The sequence below is a fragment of the Sinorhizobium sp. BJ1 genome (genome assembly GCF_002531555.1).
Classification (GTDB): Bacteria; Pseudomonadota; Alphaproteobacteria; order Rhizobiales; family Rhizobiaceae; genus Sinorhizobium; species Sinorhizobium fredii_B.
This window is the reverse complement of the sequence record NZ_NWTH01000031.1, coordinates 44,517-60,477: the sequence shown is the minus strand read 5'-3', so window position 1 is coordinate 60,477 and position 15,961 is coordinate 44,517. Positions and strand designations below refer to the sequence as shown.

Genomic DNA, 15,961 nt, shown 5'->3' with positions numbered 1-15,961 from the left:
GATGAGTTCATCAAAAACTGAAGATCGCTCATGCCTAACAATGGATTGCCTCATCTCGTGTCCCTGGCCGACGTGTCGACAACGACCGGCAAAATGCTATCCAGGGGCGCGTTCAGCGAACTCGACACGGGCGCATCGCCGACCCTGTCGGAACTGACGGAGGCCCTGCATTTCGCATTGGGCGACGGGCGAATTTGGCTCAACGCCCAGCGCATGGTGCTGATGCAGAGCCAGGTTCTCGGCCGCTTGCGGCAGGAGATCATCGATGCCTTCGGCATGGAGGTCGCCAAGGGCATCTTCATGCGGGTGGGCTACATGCAGGGGGTGCGCGATGCCGAGCTGATCCAGAAGCGCTTTCCAGGCGAAGACCTGACGCATGCACTGGCGGCCGGGCCCCGCGTCCACACACTCGAAGGCTTCGTTAAGGTGGTGACGAAGCATTTCGAATTCGACAGGGAAAAGGGGACTTACTTTGGGGAGTTCTATTGGCACGACTCGTCCGAAGCCGGAGAGCACATTGCTCTTCACGGGCTGGCGAGCGAACCGGTCTGCTGGATGCAGACGGGCTATCCGAGCGGTTACACCAGCACGCTCTTCGGCCGACCGGTGATCTTCCGCGAGATTGAATGCAGCGGCATGGGCGCATCCCGGTGTTACGTCGTCGGCCAGAACGCGGAGGAATGGGGCGAGGACGCGCCGGAGCGCGCCTTTCTCGGGCTGGATTGGCCGAGCCAGCGGCGCCGAAGCCATGATACTGCCGCGCCGAGTGCGGCAAAGTCATCCGCTGTGCCAACCGGCGAACCGGTCGTCGGCGGTGATGCCGTTGTGGGGGTGTCGGCGAGTTTCCTACGTGCGAGGCTGATGGTGGAGAAGGTGGCCGATACGGAGGCGACGGTGCTTCTCGTCGGCGAATCCGGCGTCGGTAAAGAGTCGTTTTCGCAGCAGTTGCATCGGCTGAGCAGGCGCTCTGATGGTCCCTTCGTCGCGCTGAATTGCGCGGCCATTCCCGATACGCTGGTGGAGTCCGAACTCTTCGGGGTCGAGAAGGGTGCCTTTACTGGTGCGGTCGCTTCCCGCCCGGGCTACTTCGAGCGTGCGAATGGCGGCACGCTCTTCCTCGATGAAATCGCCTCGCTCGCCTATGCGGCGCAGGGAAAGCTCCTGCGCGCCCTCCAGGAGCGGGTGATCGAGCGCGTCGGAGGCGTCAAGACAGTGCCTGCCGATGTTCGGGTGATTGCGGCATCGAATGTCGATCTCGCGGAGGAGGTGCGGGCGGGGCGGTTCCGCGAGGACCTCTATTTCCGCCTCTGCGTCTTTCCAATCTCCATTCCGCCGCTTCGCGAGCGGCGCGACGATATTCCGCTCCTCGTCGACCATTTTCTCCGGCTGTTTCGCGAGCGGCATCGGCGCGATGTCGTCGGGCTGAGCCGGCGGGCGATGGATGCCCTCCTTGCCTACCATTTTCCGGGCAACATCCGCGAGCTCCAGAACCTGATCGAGCGCGGGGTCATTTTTGCCGATCCGGGTGGGTCGGTCGATATTCAGCACCTGTTCACCGCCGGTGAAGTCCCCCAGTCATTCCAGCCGTCGCTGACACCGGAAGGGCGTCTTGCCGCTCTGTCCAGTGCGAGGGGTACCTCGACGCCGCTACAGACCCACATGCTACGGTCGGCGCAGGAGCTCGTCATAGCCGAAGCGGATCTCTATCGCAGCGCACTGAAACAGGCCGAAGGCAATGTGTCGGCTGCTGCTCGGGCTCTCGGGCTTTCTCGGGCGAAACTCGAATACCGTCTCCGGAAGCACGGAATGTTGAAGTAGCGTATTCAATGAGGACAGTCTATCGCTAAGATCCATCGTTTGTCGCGATTTTCGATGGACCTATTGACCTGTGTATCATTAAACCCTCCTGAGAACGGAAGAGGAGGAGTTGTCAGTCCAAACCGACCTTTGCTGAAGGCAATGCATCCCCTTTGCCGTCCCTCCGCGCTCCAGCGGTTCCAAGCTGTCTCAAGAACCGGGACCGCAATCGGCTTCGGCGCTCGGATCCCGCGGCGCGAAGGCCAGCGATATTCGTTTTCGCCGTCCTAAGGCCCGTGGGGATTCATCGTGAATTGATGACGGCGGCTGCGAGATAGATCATTGCGGAGAAGCTTTGGTCGGTTTTGTCGGCTCTCATGGCGATGCGCTTGAACTCCTTAAGCCTACAGAAGAAGTTTTCGATGAGATGCCGCCATTTGTAGAGTTCGCGATCGAGCGGCAGTGGTCTCGCGCGTCTTGGGTGCTGAGAGATGACGATCTTGGCACCGCGCGCGTTGAGATCGGCGATGATGGCGTCGCTGTCGAATGCCTTGTCGGCGATGAGGCCACCGAAATCGATGCCTTCGATCAGCGGCTCGACGCCGACCGTGTCGAAGCGATGGCCGGGCAGGAGTTCGAAGCGCACAAGATTACCAAGCGCGTCGGTCAACGCGAGGATCTTGGTGGTCATGCCACCTTTGGAGCGGCCAATGGCCTGGCTCTGAGTCCCCCTTTTGCGCCTTGTCCGTGGCGATGGACCTTGACGATGGTGGCGTCGACCATGGCGTATTCCATGTCGGGCTCGTCCGAGCAGGCCTGGAAGAGCTTCACAAAGACATCGGCCTTGCGCCAGTCGCTGAAGCGGCGAAATGCCGTGCTCCAGTTCCCGAAATGCGCGGGCAGATCGCGCCACGGCGAGCTGGTTCGCACAATCCACAACACCGCCTCCACGAAGCGGCGATTGTCGCTGCCGCTGCGTCCGGGGTCGGTTGGCTTACCCAGACAATGCGGCTCCATCTTCGCCCACTGGGCGTCTGTCAAAACATAGCGATTCATCAAGAGCTTGAATCACAATCGAAAGCTCTTGTGAATCCCCACACACCTTAGTGCATGGAACCAGAGCACCGTTTTTCCACGCCATAGCTCGCCCGCGCTCTCGGGCATATTGATCCTCGGAAAAGACAAGAAGGCCCGATGCGTACGTCGCTGCGAAAAATGGCCAAATGAAAGAACAATCCGCGAACCGCTACTTTGGCCTCAGCGCCGATGCGTCCGACGGTGCCCTATGAACGCGAAAGAGGCGAGCGATTTCAGCCACCGGGCGGCCGTCATTCAGCATGCCGATGATTTCGGAGCGCTGATCGGACGTTAGTTTCGGGCGACGACCACCTTTTCGCCCGCGCCAGGTCTCCTGGCTCACGGGTCATCGCGCCTTCTCCGCCTTCCCGGTTAATCCCAGTGGCATGATGGAGCAGGCGCTCGCCGTTCACAGTTGCGGGGGCAGCCTCGGCTTCACGGACCTCATGTCCGCTACCGAATTCCCGTCTTAGCCCCTAATCCGAAAACGAATCGAAGGGACCCTCGAACACTAGATATAGTAGACGAGGTTAAATCCGCGTCAACGGCTATGATGCACCTGTGCCGAATCCCCCGGGATAACCGGAACGGGCTTCTGGTTTTCATCGACGGCCACCATGACGAAGAGGCCCTTCGCCGTCTGGCAGCGCTCACCGCTCAGGAGCGTTTCCGCCCAAAGCTCCACCTCGACTGTCATCGAGGTTCTGCCAGTGGAAACAACTCGGGCCACCGCCTCGAAGACCGATCCCACCCGGATCGGGTGATGAAAGTCGAGACGCTCCGACGAGGCGAGCACGGCCGGTCTACGGCACAATCTCGACGCCGCGACAAGGGCCGCATCGCCACCGAACATCGCGCCGGAACTGTTGGCCTGGTCGGCGAAGATGACATCCGCCATGTGGACGTCTCCGGGCGAATGGACGTCATGCGTGGTCGCCAGCGGCGGCAACGACCAGGTCTCACGCAGGGACGGATCGAGCGACGCGACCATGTGGAAGACACCACGGGTGCAGAGATGCCGCTCGCCCGTGCTGATCGCCTCGGCGAGCATCTCGACCTCTACCGTCAGCGAGCACCGGCCAGCCCCAGATCGGGGTCGCCACAAAGGATAGGATCTCGCCGACATGGGCCGGCTTCGTGAATTCGACCCGCTCGCAGGATGCGGTGACGAAGGGAACAGCCCCTGTCTCGTCGCAGCGACAAAGGCAACCCGGTCCATGGCGGAGAGGCCCGCGCCGCCGAAGAGCGTGCCATATGATTGGTGGCGCCCGGAAAAACGATGTCGATCAGCGTTGTGGGAGCCGGCCCTCCGGCCGGCTCCCCTTCGCTCATGAATTCCCGTTCCATGCGCTGATCCTCCACCCGTCGGTTTCGGAGAGCCGCTTCCGGAGAAGTCCGGCCGCGGTCACCATGTTGGCGAGCGCCGGCTTGACCGCCGCCCATCCTCTGGTTTTCAGGCCGCAATCCGGATTGACCCAGAGCTGTGCGGCATCGATGCGTTTGGCCGCTGCCTGGAGGAGTTCCACCATCTCCTCGGTTCCCGGCACCCGCGGCGAGTGGATGTCGTAGACGCCGGGACCGATCTCGTTGGGATAGCGGGTGTCATAGAAGGCATCGAGCAGTTCCATCTTCGACCGGGAGGTCTCGATGGAGATGACATCGGCATCGAGCGCGACGATCGCCGGCATGATGTCGTTGAACTCGGAATAGCACATATGGGTGTGGATCTGGGTCTGGTCGGCAACGCCGGAGGCCGAGAGGCGGAAGCTCTCGGTCGCCCAGTCCAGGTAGTGCTGCCAGGTGGCACGGCGCAGCGGCAGACCTTCCCGGAGTGCCGGCTCGTCGATCTGGATGATCGCGATCCCCGCCGCCTCGAGGTCGGACACCTCGTCGCGGATGGCAAGTGCGATCTGGCGGCACACGTCGGCGCGCGGGATGTCATCACGGACGAAGGACCATTGCAGCATGGTCACCGGCCCTGTCAGGATGCCTTTGACGGGCTTCGAGGTCTTGGATTGCGCAAACTGGGCCCAGTCCACGGTCATCGGGCGTGGTCGCGACACGTCACCGAAAATGATCGGCGGGCGCACGCAGCGGGAGCCGTAGCTCTGAACCCACCCGTTCCTGGTGCAGGCATAGCCGTCCATCTGCTCGGCGAAATACTGAACCATGTCATTGCGCTCGAACTCGCCATGCACCAGCACATCGATGCCGATGTCCTCCTGCCAACGGATCGCCGCCTCCGTTTCCCGCGCGAGGAAGGCACGGTAGTCGATATACGAGAGTTCACCACGCTGATGCGCTGCACGGGCAGCCCTGACCTCGGCGGTCTGCGGGAAGGATCCGATCGTGGTCGTCGGCAAGGGCGGCAGGGACAGATGGCGGGCCTGAACATCTTTCCGCGCTGCGAATGGGCTTACCCGCTTTGCCATCTCCGGCGTCAAAGACTTCAACCGCCCCTCGACCAGTGGATCATGCGCCTCGCGGGATGCCCGGCGAGCGGCAACGGCCAGAACCGACGCCCCGATCCGCGTTTCGACCGCGTCCCGGTTGCCTGAGAGCGCCTGTTTCAGCACTGCCAGTTCCTCGAGTTTCTCGGTCGCGAAGCTGAGCGACGCCCTGAGTTCGAGATCGAGCGCCGTCTCGTCGGCAAGGTCGTAGGGCAGATGCAGCAGGCTGCAGGAGGGTGCGAGTTGCAGCCTGTCCGCTGCCCGCTGCTCGACCAGGGGGGCCAGGTCGCGAAGAACGGCATCCAGGTCGGCACGCCAGATGTTGCGGCCGTCGAGCACGCCGAGCGAGAGGGTGAGATGCGGTGGCGCATCCGCCACGATCCTCTTCAGTTCTTCAGGGATCCTGATGCCGTCGATATGCAAACCATCCACTGGCAGTGCGAGGGCAGCCGCAAGATTGTCGGCGTAGGCGCCATAGTAACTTGCCACCATGATTGAAAGGTCCGGAACAGCTAGGGCGACAGCCGAGAACGCCCGCGTCAGGCAATCCCGCTCCTTGTCGGTCAGGTCGAGAGCCAGGCACGGCTCGTCGATCTGCACCCAGTCCGCACCGGCCTCATGAAGCTCCGCCAGGATCTGGCGGTAGATCGGGAGCAGCCGGTCGAGGAGGTCGAGCGGGTCCGAACCGTCGCGCGCCTTGCCGAGCTTGAGGAAGGTCACCGGACCGAGGGCCACGGGCCGCGTGTGAATGCCGATCTCCTTGGCTTCGAGGAACGCGTCGAGTGGTCTGTTGCGGGTGAGCGAGAAGCACTGCCCCGCCTGAAATTCCGGGACCAAGTAGTGGTAGTTCGTGTCGAACCATTTCGTCATCTCAAGTGCCGGACGGCCAGCGTCGTGCGGGTTTATGCAGCCGCAATCGGCCTGCTTGCCGCCCCTCTCGCCTCGCGCGAGCGCGAAGTAGGTGTCGGGCGCAACCGGTCCATCCGTCCAGCCGTAGCCTTCCGGAATGGCGCCGACCATCACCGCGTGGTCGAGAACATGATCGTAAAGCGAAAAGTCGTTCGAAGGGATCACGTCGATCCCGTGTTCCTGCTGCAGTTTCCAGTGCCGTTGGCGCAGCTCGCACGCTGCCGCCAGGAGCGCCGTTTCATCGCTCTTGCCTGCCCAATAGGTTTCGAGCGCGAATTTCAGTTCGCGTTTCCTGCCGATCCTGGGAAAGCCGAGGTTTGCCGTCTTGATGCTCATTTCCTTGTACCCCGAAGGTTATGGGCAAGGCATGGGCACGACGCATCGGCGAGACGGTCAAAAGCGCGCCGTTCGCAAAAGCGGCACACCGGGACACCCCGCCCGTGGACGTTATCTATCGCGGCAGGTCTCCTGACTTGCGGGTCATCACCGCCATCCGTCTTCCCGAGGCGTCTTCCTCAGTGACATGCTGGATGACAGTTCTCCGCCTACAGTTGCGGGGGCAGTCCCGGCATGGGTGCAACACGCACCGTCACCGGATTCCCTCTTAGCTCCGGACCAGACGATCCGCAGAACCACGATACCGCAACAATGGCAGCACGAGAGAGATTGGTCAATGACATAAAGACATTGTTATGTCATTATGCCGCTTGTTCTGTCCATATCTGCACGGCAGATCTAACCCCCCATTCAACTCACGACCAGAATATTCCTGTTTGTTCTTTCAGTTGGCCGTTTTCGCAGCGACATCCGCACCGGGCCAATAAGCATGGTGACCTACTCCCCTTCGCCAATTGGATGTACTTGCATGGAGACGGCACGGCGCTCAGGCATGGATGTGATCAACGCACCGACGATGATAGCCAGTGCAGCAGACATTCCTGAACTTGTCAGCCATTCGCCGAAGAATACGGCTGCGAAGAGCGCGGAAAAGAATGGCTCGCTCGATTCGATGACCTGCGTCTTGTAAGCCTCGATACACTGAAGAGCGAGAATTGTGCAGTAGAATCCACAAAATGATGGGATAACCCCCAGCGATAGCAAACTTGGTAGCGCGTTTACTGACGGGACTTGTGCGCCACTCCAAGCATAAGGAACAGCGAGCATTACAAAGCCATAAGCCAGGAACCACCAAAAATTCTCTAGGGATGAGCGGAGCTTAAAGAACTTCCATGCGAAGATAAAGCTGGCGTAACCTAGCCCCGCGATAAGGGCGAGGATGACGCCGGCAATGCTTCCAATCACCAGGCCGTCACCAGCAATCAGGAAGCTGCCTCCAAGAAAGACCATGGTCATAGCGAACGCCTTGCGCGTCGTTACCCTTTCCTTCAGGATGAGGATGTCGAGCGCGATTGCACCAAGGCCGCCAGCGAACACAAGGATGGCAACCAATGGGATCGGCGCATAAGCGAAAGCTCGGGTTTCGAAATGATAAAGCGTGAAGATGCCAAGCGCGGAGCAAACGGCGATCTTCCACGACCCCGTGAATTCGGAGCCTACTCTGGCCAAGCCCGCAGGCCTCAAAAGGATGACGATTGACAGCAGCGAAAGCGCGATGCCGCAACGCCAGAATGCGACCGCGGTGTGGTCGAGGCCTTCATTGAAGGCGGACCGAGAAAGCACCCCCACGGTCCCATTCGACAGAGCTGCTAAAAGGGCAAAAACGGCTCCAAGGATTGGCGAAAGATATTTATTCTTCATGGCTGTAACTTTGTTGCTATCATGTGCGAGCAGCAGGCCTCGCCGAATGCACGGAAGATTTCGACGCTGAGCGGATCCTCAGCGTGAAACCATTCAGGATGCCATTGCACAGCGGCGGCAAACGTTGGCGCGTCCTTTACAGATACGGCTTCGATGACGCCGTCCACGCATCGCGCATCAACAGCAAGGCCATCGGCCAATCGCGCGATTCCCTGCCGATGCAGGGTGTTGACCAGGACTGGATCCTTATGCGACCGGCGGATGCACTGGGCGATATGGCCGTGGCCTTCAGCTAGAATTGCATGCGAGGGGGCATATTGAAGGTCACGCGGGAGAGAGAGGTCTTCCGAATGAGAGATTCGACGTTCACCTTCCGAGATGTTGCTGGAGAGGGTGCCGCCCAGTGCGACATTGAGTTCTTGCAACCCACGGCAGATTCCGAACAGGGGAATGCCCGATGATAACGCAATCTTGATCGCAGCAAAGCTTGTCCTGTCCCGGTCGAGATCGAGCGTCTTTAAACAAGCCTCTGGCCCCCCATAAAGTGAAGGTGATACATTTGACTCCGCTCCGGTCAGCAGCACGCCATTGAGGGCCGACAAGCAGGTCCGCAAATCCTGATCCGTAAGGCCCCCTGGGATGACGATTGGCAAGACGCCCGCCGTAAAGCGTAGGGCTTCGAGATAACGCACGCGCACGGTCTCATAGTCAACGCCCTCCACCGTTCGGCGGTCGGTAACGACACCAACGATCGCCGGGCCACATTCTCCCACCGCTGTCACTATTTTAGGCTCGGTCAAGGGCTTGCCCGATGTCGGCGATGATATCCTCAATATGCTCAAGTCCAACGGAGATGCGAATTGTTCCGTCGCGAACGCCGGCAGCCAGACGCGCCTCGCGTGGCACCGAAGCATGCGTCGTCGAGGCTGGATGTGTGGCGAGCGTCCTCGCGTCGCCAATATTTGAAACGTGGTAGATGAGCTGCAGGCGCTCGATAAAACGGCGACCGGCATCGATGCCTCCAGCGATCTCGAAGACGATCATGGGGCCCCCATGGTCGCCCATGTTCTGCTCGGCACGATGCCGTTCGACAGTCCCGCCAAAAGTCGGATAGGTGACGTCGAGAACGCTGGTATGCGCCTTGAGATACTCGGCGAGTTGGCGAGCATTGGAGCAATGTCGTGGCATTCGCAAAGTTAGCGTTTCCAGGCCTTGAATGCAGAGAAATGATGCGAATGGTGATGGGCAGGGTCCAAAGTCACGCATGAGTGTGTTGCGCATCTTGAGCAAGTACGGGCTGGATCCATAGAGGCCGGGCAGATCACGCGCCGCATCGAGCCAGCGGATGTTGCCATGGGAAATGTCAGGACACGTCATCAACGGAAAGCGTTCGGGATAAGCGGCCCAATCGAAGGTACCGCCATCGACGATAATGCCACCAATCGTGGTGCCGTGGCCGCAGATATATTTCGAAGTAGAGTGCAAGGTCACATGGGCGCCAAGTTCAAGGGGGCGTGTGATGAGAGGGGTCATTGTGTTGTCGATGATGAGCGGGATCCCGAGTTCATGCGCGATCGCCCCAACCTCGACGATTGGGAAGGGGCTGAGCTTCGGATTGGGCAACGCTTCGGCAAACCAACAGCGCGTGCGGTGGTCCGAGGCTTCGCTGAAGCGTTCGGGATCGCTCGGATCGACGAAGCGCGTTTCGATCCCGAGCCGTTGAAACGTGCTGGCGAGCAGATTGATTGTCCCACCATATAGGTGAGCGGAACTCACGATGTTATCCCCGGCAGCAGCAATGTTCAGGATTGCAAGCATAATCGCAGCTTGCCCCGACGAAGTTGCCAAGGCGGCGATGCCACCCTCCAGAGCCGCAACGCGTTGCTCGAATATATCCGTCGTCGGGTTCATCAACCGCGAATAGGTGCGCCCCTCGCGGCGTAGATCGAAGACGTCCGATGCGTGCTCAATGGATTCGAAAGCATAGGCGTTCGAGAGATAGATAGGGACAGTCGTTGCAAGGGTCGCCGGATCGCAACGATAGCTGCCATGCAGAACTGCCGTCTCCACATGCAGGGCCGGCGTTGGATCCAGTTGTGTTGCAGGTCCGTTTTTCTGGGATTTGGTCAACATTGGGTCGCTCCGGGGGTACGTTCTTCTCTATAGGTAGCGTTCACGCCGGCGATCCAGCGTTGTTTGGCGAAGCGCTTCCGATTCTGGTCGCGGATCAGTTTCAGAATCGACGGTTCGCCATTTGGGCCAGACTGGAATATCCCGCCCGTTTCGGAACAGTGCGTCGCATAGGCGGAGTCCCTCATGCGGATGGCATGTGCTTCGGGTAGACGCCAGAATGGGGTGGTCGGATCCAGATGATGATCGAGATGATAATTGTCGTTGTTGATCGCGGTCAGCCACTTCTCGATATGGCGGCTTTGGCGGTTCCGGGCCATATGCAGGTTCACGTTCTGGTTGTCGATGGAGCTGCAATGCTCAGACATCTCGATAAACCAACCAATGATGTGAAATGAGGTGAGGTAGGGAACGATCCAGAGGAGAACGAATTCCGGGAAGTAGCCATAGCCTAGCGCAAGCATGACGATACAAGTCCAGAATGTGTAGAAGCCCCAGCAATCGAATTCCCAACGCCACTTTCCCCCACGCTTCACCCGCGCTGAACTCTCCTTGCTTGAGAGGGAATCGAGGATCATTTGGTATCTGTTGCGGACCAGATACTTCAGATAGGCGTAGGTTTTCGATCCAAGCAGGGGCAGGATGATGATCTTCCAAACGAAGGAGCGATCCGTTTGTGGTGTGAAAACACCTTCCGTGATGAAGAATTCCAGGTCAGGATCTGCGTCGGCTCGCCCGAGGAAGGGGTGATGGCTATAGACGTGCGATTCCTTGTAGGCAAAATGGCGTTGAAAGATGGGCCAAGCAGTTGGCAATGTGCCGAGCAGGAAGTTCAGCAGACGATTCTTTGTCAGCACACCGTGCGCAGAATCGTGCAAAATAGTGGAGATGCCTCGCTGATGGGCGCCGATCATTATCACCGCGAGGGGATAAAACCACCAGCTTACCCTAAGCACCAGCAACGCGAAGGCAGCGACCACCGCATAGTCCTTCAGGATATAAAGCGGGCCATGCCAATTGTCAGTTGAAAGCGCCTTGATGTCGTTAGTAATGGACCGATCGAAGCGGTGGTGAGTGTACCGGCCGGGCGCTTCGATGCCATTATAGAGAGGCTCAGCATGAGCGTTCATGAAATCACCTTTTGCTGAGGATTGCAGCGCCACTCTGCGGTATAGGCGTTGACGAAGCGCTCGATGAGATCAGCTTTGACGTTTGGCATAACGATCGCGTGGGCGGAGCTGCCATGGCATGCGAGTTGGTATTCGTTGACAAGCCTCTCGGATGGTTTCGGAAACACAACCGTCAAGGACCATGGATTGAGCAAAACCGGGACGCCCGCGGAGCGAAGTGCTCCTGCGAAGCCTTCCGCGCGTTCGATGCAGGCTCGGGCACTGTTGCGGAAACCGGCGATGTCAAGGCGCATCAGCCGGTTCCAGATCGCGAGAACGGCGTGGCCGTTTCGCGATCCCATCAGGGTCGTATCATCTGAGCGCAAGTAGCTGACGACGGAAGCCACTCGACGGACGTGGTCACGGCGCACTACGAGGATACCGCAGGGCATTGGCGTGCCGATCATCTTGTGACCTGAGGTTGAAATGCTATCGACGCCATGCCGGAAAGAGGGGCGGATGCCGCTCGGCAAGCCATCGACAAAGGGAAGGACCATCGCATTCAGAGCGCCATCGACGTGGACAAAGCGTCGTCTCGGATCTATCCCGACTTGGTCCAGAACGCCGATGCAGGACGCGATGTCGTCGTGAGCCCCTTTCATTGTCGTTCCACAGGTCAATGCGAGAATGATGCTGCGATGGCGATTTGCGTGGATAACCTCCGAGAGATCGTCCAGAGAGATAGCGCCGGAACGATCGGCCCTGCATGTTAAAGCCTCGATCTGGAGGATTCTCGCTGCCTTTGGAAGCGAGTAGTGCGCCTCTGTCGAGTGTATCAGAATAGGATTATCAAGAGTCTCGCGCGCAAGGTATATGGCCCATAGATTACCTTCAGTTCCACTTGCGCCCACAGTTCCCCAGTATTCTTCTGGGTCGGCGCACTCCCAGACCCGCATTGTCCAGTCGACCACCTCGAGCTCTAAGTCACAGACCTCGGTCGCATAGTGTGAACCGACATATGGATCACCCAAGTTATTAACTAGAAATTCGCCGAATTGAGAGATTGGTCTAGGGTCAAAGTCGAGGTTATAAGGGTATCCTAGGTGCTTATCACGCCTGTCAGAAAACTTCTTGCCAAGTTTGCGCAGGGTCGAATCGACATCCTTCGGCCTATTTGAGAGACGATTTTCGTTCTGTTCATATATAATGTTCACGCACTTGATCCACAGTTAAATACGGTTACGCAGAATTTACACTATGGGACACATTTTATGCTATCTTTATTGTGCGTCGTGACACTTTTGGATGCCCGTATACTGTTGAAATCGCCTTGGGAGCCACGACTCGCTGCGGTTAGTGAGCCGACCTATCAGCGCCTCGCCTCCGCGATCGCGGAGGATCTAAGCAGTGGAAAAATCTAACCTGGCGCCCGGCTCCTAGCGCATCTGGACTTGAGCTATCAACTAGGTGTGGGCTTGGGAACGGTGGCCTGCTGGAGCGCCAAGAACCTCGCCTCATCTGTCCATGGCCCAGTATGTTTGCGACCAACAAAAAATCTCACGATCACCAACGACATCGATCTGAGCGTCGACGTGCTGCCGAACACTATCGGAGTGATTGTAGCGCCGACGGAGGTTTTGAACGATTTGAGAGCTGGTATTGAGGTGAACACATTGAAGTCGATTGTCCCCAGCCCAACCCGGCACTTCGTGGCCGGGTTTTGCTTTACGTCTCGTCTCCTGAGCATTCGCCGCCTAGGCGGCCGTCTATGTGCGAGCGACATCACTCGACGAGGCGCGGCGAGGAACCGCACATTTGTTTGTCAGGCCAGGTATTGGGGAAATGGGGTGCTCATCTGGCCGGGCAGACTGGCGGTCTGCATAGGGTCGCCTGCAAGGCGTGTCTGCAGGTTGTTCAGGTAGCCTTCTGCATAGTGCTGCGCCACGGAAAGCGGCAGATTAATCCCAGCCGTCGCGGCCTCTTCCATCGCCTTCCTCACAAGCCCGTTGCGAATCGCTAGCTTGACCCCGGGTCCCGAGAAAAGGCCGACCGCCTGCGCCGCGACCCCGATGCCAGCTTCTATCAGCGCCTGCTTCATATTGCCTCCGGTAATGGCTGTACGCAGGAGATTTGCGGCTTGGGCCTCGCATGCAAGCGTCATCGATACGAGATCGGCCAGTTGTCCGATACCTGGAATGAAGCTGAGCACTCCCACGGCCGTTGCAGCCCAGTCAAGCGCTTGAGACCACACCTTCAGCGCGGGGTCGACTACGTGCATGAGGGCTCCGCCGTTCTTTTTCGGTGCCTTGATGTCCGGCTGGTCCGCCAGGCCCATCCTCATGTCTGCGACAGCGTCCTGCGCCGCCTCAGTTTCGGGCAAATGGAACTTCGGCTGCTGAACGGTGCGGTTTGCATTGGTCATATTTGTGTGGAAACGGCCAAAGTCTTCTTTGCTGACGTTGCCGGAATCGACCGTATGTCCGCCGCCGAAGTCGAAAAACCCATGATGAGTCTTATAACCCGTAATCGCATTGTTTAGCAGACCGAACAGAACAGGATCTGAAAGGAGCTGCGAGGCAGCCTTACGTACTTTCGGATCCAAGCTCTGGTCGTCTGCCATGCTTGCCAGCTTGTCGCGTGTGAGGTCACCGCTCCCAAAAAAGAAGTCCTGATGGCTGTTAATTGTCTCGAGCGTGTCCAGCTCGGTTTGCGTGAGGCTCATCGACGAAGAGGCCACTTGCAGGAAGTCCTCTTTGTGGACCTTATCTATATTACCACCGTACAACTTCTTCCATTCTTCCGGATGACTGACGAAGTATTGAGCCGCTGCAATGACCTGGGGTGGACATTTGCCTGTTTTCGCTTCTCCGTCGACGATCTGCTTGAAGTCGGCCAGACTCAGGTTCTTGGGAAGATATTCCGAGTACCGGTAAAGCTCCCGTAGAGCATCGTTCTTGGTCATGACCGACGGCTGGGCATTATCGGCGCTGTCGGATGGGATGTAGTTCTGCGCGTAGCTTTGCGCCTGGGTTTCCTGAAATGCGGCAACTTGTGGGTGATGCTTGGAAAACTCGGACAAGTCCTTTGCAGTGATCTTGCCTCCACAGCGACCGTCGCCCTGCGAGCCGATTGCATAAAAAAGTTCTGGATCCTTTAGCAATGCCTCGATTGCCGCTTTCAGATCCGGCGGCGTAGAGGGATCATTGGCTTTGGCCTCCAGCGACTCCCAACTGAGTGGGCACAGGTCCTTGTGACGGTTCAGCACTGCGACAATCTGCAACTCAGGCTTAGTCAGCGATCCACCGTTCCACGTAATTCTCGAGCTGGGTATGGGAGCTGGCGCGACATAATGGTCGTCGATCGGAGGAGGTGACTGCGGGCTCTGATCCATTGATTCGATCGCCGCCCTCATGTGGGGGGGCAGCAGGGCCAGTGGGTCCTTCTGCAAATCCTCTAAAGTCGACTCGGCATCCGGCGGCAGCAGGTCTTCCCGGATGGCTAAAGGACCAATCCTATCTGCGAGCACGTTAGTGGACAGCATCGCTTCGAAGGACAATAGGCTTTGCTGCCCCTGGGCTACCCGAGGCGCGAAAGCTTTGGCGAGCGACGCCTGGGCGAACTGTGCGGAATTAGAGCTGATCAATGGTGAAAGGTTGCTGGCCGACATTGTGCATCCTCAGACGTGATGTTTGAATCCCTCCACAAGGACCTTCTATGAGGCGCTTGCGCTCACGAAGTTGACAATCTTAAAGCCTCAACCATGCTTTTGATTGCTTCGCTCCATGCTAGCTACAAAGGTCAACTCCGGCACAATCGCCGGCGATATCGTTGGAGCTACCGATTCACATCATGAGCGGTTTAGCTTTCGAGAAACTGACGAGGCTCAACGAATAACAATCAAGACGTAACCGCAGTGAGGTTCTAATGCTGAAGCCCGATCGAATGATCAGATTTCATTTCTTGCTCAGCTCAGCCTTCCCGCCAACCTCGTCCTCTGGCGGCAAATCAGAAGTATAAAAGACTTCCGGTCTCCCGCCGCGGACGACCGTGGTGGAGGAGCCCCGAAACAATACCATAACGGATTCCTTGGGGGGCGTCTCAGCGACGCGGGGCTGTGCCTGCGCGACGGCCAGGAGACCGTTGAACGTCTGCTCCACGAGCGCGATGAAGCGCGGCGGACCGGACACCAAGACCAGGCCATTTCCCGGCGCAGGTCTCACCAGATAGCGTTCATCGGAGATGTCAAGCTTATCGAGGGCCCCCTTGAAAGCATCAAAGCGAATTGAACTCAACACAAGCATCCGAGTTTGCGCTTCTTTTGCAGCAGACACATAGAGCACAACCCCGTCATAGTACCATTGGAGATCGTAGAGTTTGGTCAGCCGGTCGAGGAACTCGCGTGGTGGCAACTCCGGCATACGCCCGCGGATCCGCCCCTTCACCTCGGCGCTGATGTTAACACTGATTTTCAGGTTGTTGCCGAATTCCTGCAACGCGGCAGAGAGATCCTGATCTAGAACCGTATACTTATAGGAGGTCGAGGGGAGCGGCAGAGTGGCTCCGAGAGTTGTGTGGATTCCGGCGGACAGAAAAAACCCGACACAGAGAAGTCTCTTCAAGATGTGCAGCGCGGTGGATTGGATGGGCGTTCTCGGCATCTCGTCCTGATAAACCAAAGCTGAAATTCTCCCACGTGGTTCAACTCGACTAACGTCACTCTTGAATGGGCAA

10 protein-coding genes, 1 pseudogene and 2 riboswitches are annotated in these 15,961 nt (G+C 58.4%); of the genes and pseudogenes, 1 reads left to right on the top strand and 10 read right to left on the bottom strand.

Annotated features, from left to right (window positions below):
* Positions 1-30: 30 nt before the first annotated feature.
* Entirely contained in the window at positions 31-1,818 is a 1,788-nt protein-coding gene (locus CO676_RS27990; protein WP_097523483.1) for a sigma-54-dependent Fis family transcriptional regulator, read from the top strand.
* Between the two features lie 283 nt (positions 1,819-2,101).
* Here CO676_RS27990 and CO676_RS27985 read toward each other — a convergent pair.
* The 10 genes and pseudogenes from CO676_RS27985 to CO676_RS27940 all read right to left on the bottom strand — a co-directional run bounded on the left by CO676_RS27985 (position 2,102) and on the right by CO676_RS27940 (position 15,888).
* Positions 2,102-2,814: pseudogene (locus CO676_RS27985) on the bottom strand (IS5 family transposase).
* Between the two features lie 366 nt (positions 2,815-3,180).
* Positions 3,181-3,386, bottom strand: a riboswitch (cobalamin riboswitch).
* Between the two features lie 29 nt (positions 3,387-3,415).
* Positions 3,416-4,000, bottom strand: coding sequence for a hotdog domain-containing protein (locus CO676_RS27980; protein WP_245424504.1), 585 nt, complete (start codon positions 3,998-4,000; stop codon positions 3,416-3,418).
* A 202-nt stretch (positions 4,001-4,202) separates the two neighbouring features.
* Positions 4,203-6,569 carry a 5-methyltetrahydropteroyltriglutamate--homocysteine S-methyltransferase gene (gene metE / locus CO676_RS27975; protein WP_097523481.1) on the bottom strand — a complete coding sequence of 789 codons (2,367 nt, stop codon included), beginning with the start codon at positions 6,567-6,569 and terminating at the stop codon, positions 4,203-4,205.
* 104 nt (positions 6,570-6,673) lie between these two features.
* Positions 6,674-6,885, bottom strand: a riboswitch (cobalamin riboswitch).
* A gap of 182 nt (positions 6,886-7,067) precedes the next feature.
* Positions 7,068-7,991, bottom strand: a complete 924-nt coding sequence (locus CO676_RS27970; protein WP_097523480.1) for a DMT family transporter — start codon at positions 7,989-7,991, stop codon at positions 7,068-7,070.
* A complete protein-coding gene (locus CO676_RS27965) occupies positions 7,988-8,764 on the bottom strand; it encodes a gamma-glutamyl-gamma-aminobutyrate hydrolase family protein (RefSeq protein ID WP_280952062.1) in 777 nt (258 codons plus the stop codon). Before CO676_RS27965 ends, CO676_RS27970 begins: the two co-directional genes overlap by 4 nt.
* 13 nt (positions 8,765-8,777) lie before the next feature.
* Positions 8,778-10,124, bottom strand: a complete 1,347-nt coding sequence (locus CO676_RS27960) for an O-acetylhomoserine aminocarboxypropyltransferase/cysteine synthase family protein (RefSeq protein ID WP_097523479.1) — start codon at positions 10,122-10,124, stop codon at positions 8,778-8,780.
* Positions 10,118-11,251: a fatty acid desaturase family protein gene (locus CO676_RS27955; RefSeq protein ID WP_097523478.1), complete on the bottom strand. Its 1,134-nt coding sequence runs from the start codon at positions 11,249-11,251 to the stop codon at positions 10,118-10,120. The genes CO676_RS27960 and CO676_RS27955 overlap by 7 nt, the downstream gene beginning before the upstream one ends.
* Positions 11,248-12,444, bottom strand: a complete 1,197-nt coding sequence (locus tag CO676_RS27950; RefSeq protein ID WP_245424501.1) for a histidine decarboxylase — start codon at positions 12,442-12,444, stop codon at positions 11,248-11,250. The genes CO676_RS27955 and CO676_RS27950 overlap by 4 nt, the downstream gene beginning before the upstream one ends.
* A 608-nt stretch (positions 12,445-13,052) precedes the next feature.
* Positions 13,053-14,897: an HrpF/NolX family T3SS translocon protein gene (locus tag CO676_RS27945; RefSeq protein WP_097523476.1), complete on the bottom strand. Its 1,845-nt coding sequence runs from the start codon at positions 14,895-14,897 to the stop codon at positions 13,053-13,055.
* A gap of 286 nt (positions 14,898-15,183) precedes the next feature.
* A complete protein-coding gene (locus CO676_RS27940) occupies positions 15,184-15,888 on the bottom strand; it encodes a nodulation protein NolW (protein WP_097523493.1) in 705 nt (234 codons plus the stop codon).
* Positions 15,889-15,961 lie beyond the last annotated feature (73 nt).

Coding starts and splice junctions, on each gene's coding strand:
- CO676_RS27990 (WP_097523483.1), top strand. CDS start 31: ATGCCTAACAATGGATTGCCTCATCTCGTGTCCCTGGCCGACGTGTCG.
- CO676_RS27980 (WP_245424504.1), bottom strand. CDS start 4,000: ATGTCGGCGAGATCCTATCCTTTGTGGCGACCCCGATCTGGGGCTGGC.
- metE (WP_097523481.1), bottom strand. CDS start 6,569: ATGAGCATCAAGACGGCAAACCTCGGCTTTCCCAGGATCGGCAGGAAA.
- CO676_RS27970 (WP_097523480.1), bottom strand. CDS start 7,991: ATGAAGAATAAATATCTTTCGCCAATCCTTGGAGCCGTTTTTGCCCTT.
- CO676_RS27960 (WP_097523479.1), bottom strand. CDS start 10,124: ATGTTGACCAAATCCCAGAAAAACGGACCTGCAACACAACTGGATCCA.
- CO676_RS27955 (WP_097523478.1), bottom strand. CDS start 11,251: ATGAACGCTCATGCTGAGCCTCTCTATAATGGCATCGAAGCGCCCGGC.
- CO676_RS27945 (WP_097523476.1), bottom strand. CDS start 14,897: ATGTCGGCCAGCAACCTTTCACCATTGATCAGCTCTAATTCCGCACAG.
- CO676_RS27940 (WP_097523493.1), bottom strand. CDS start 15,888: ATGCCGAGAACGCCCATCCAATCCACCGCGCTGCACATCTTGAAGAGA.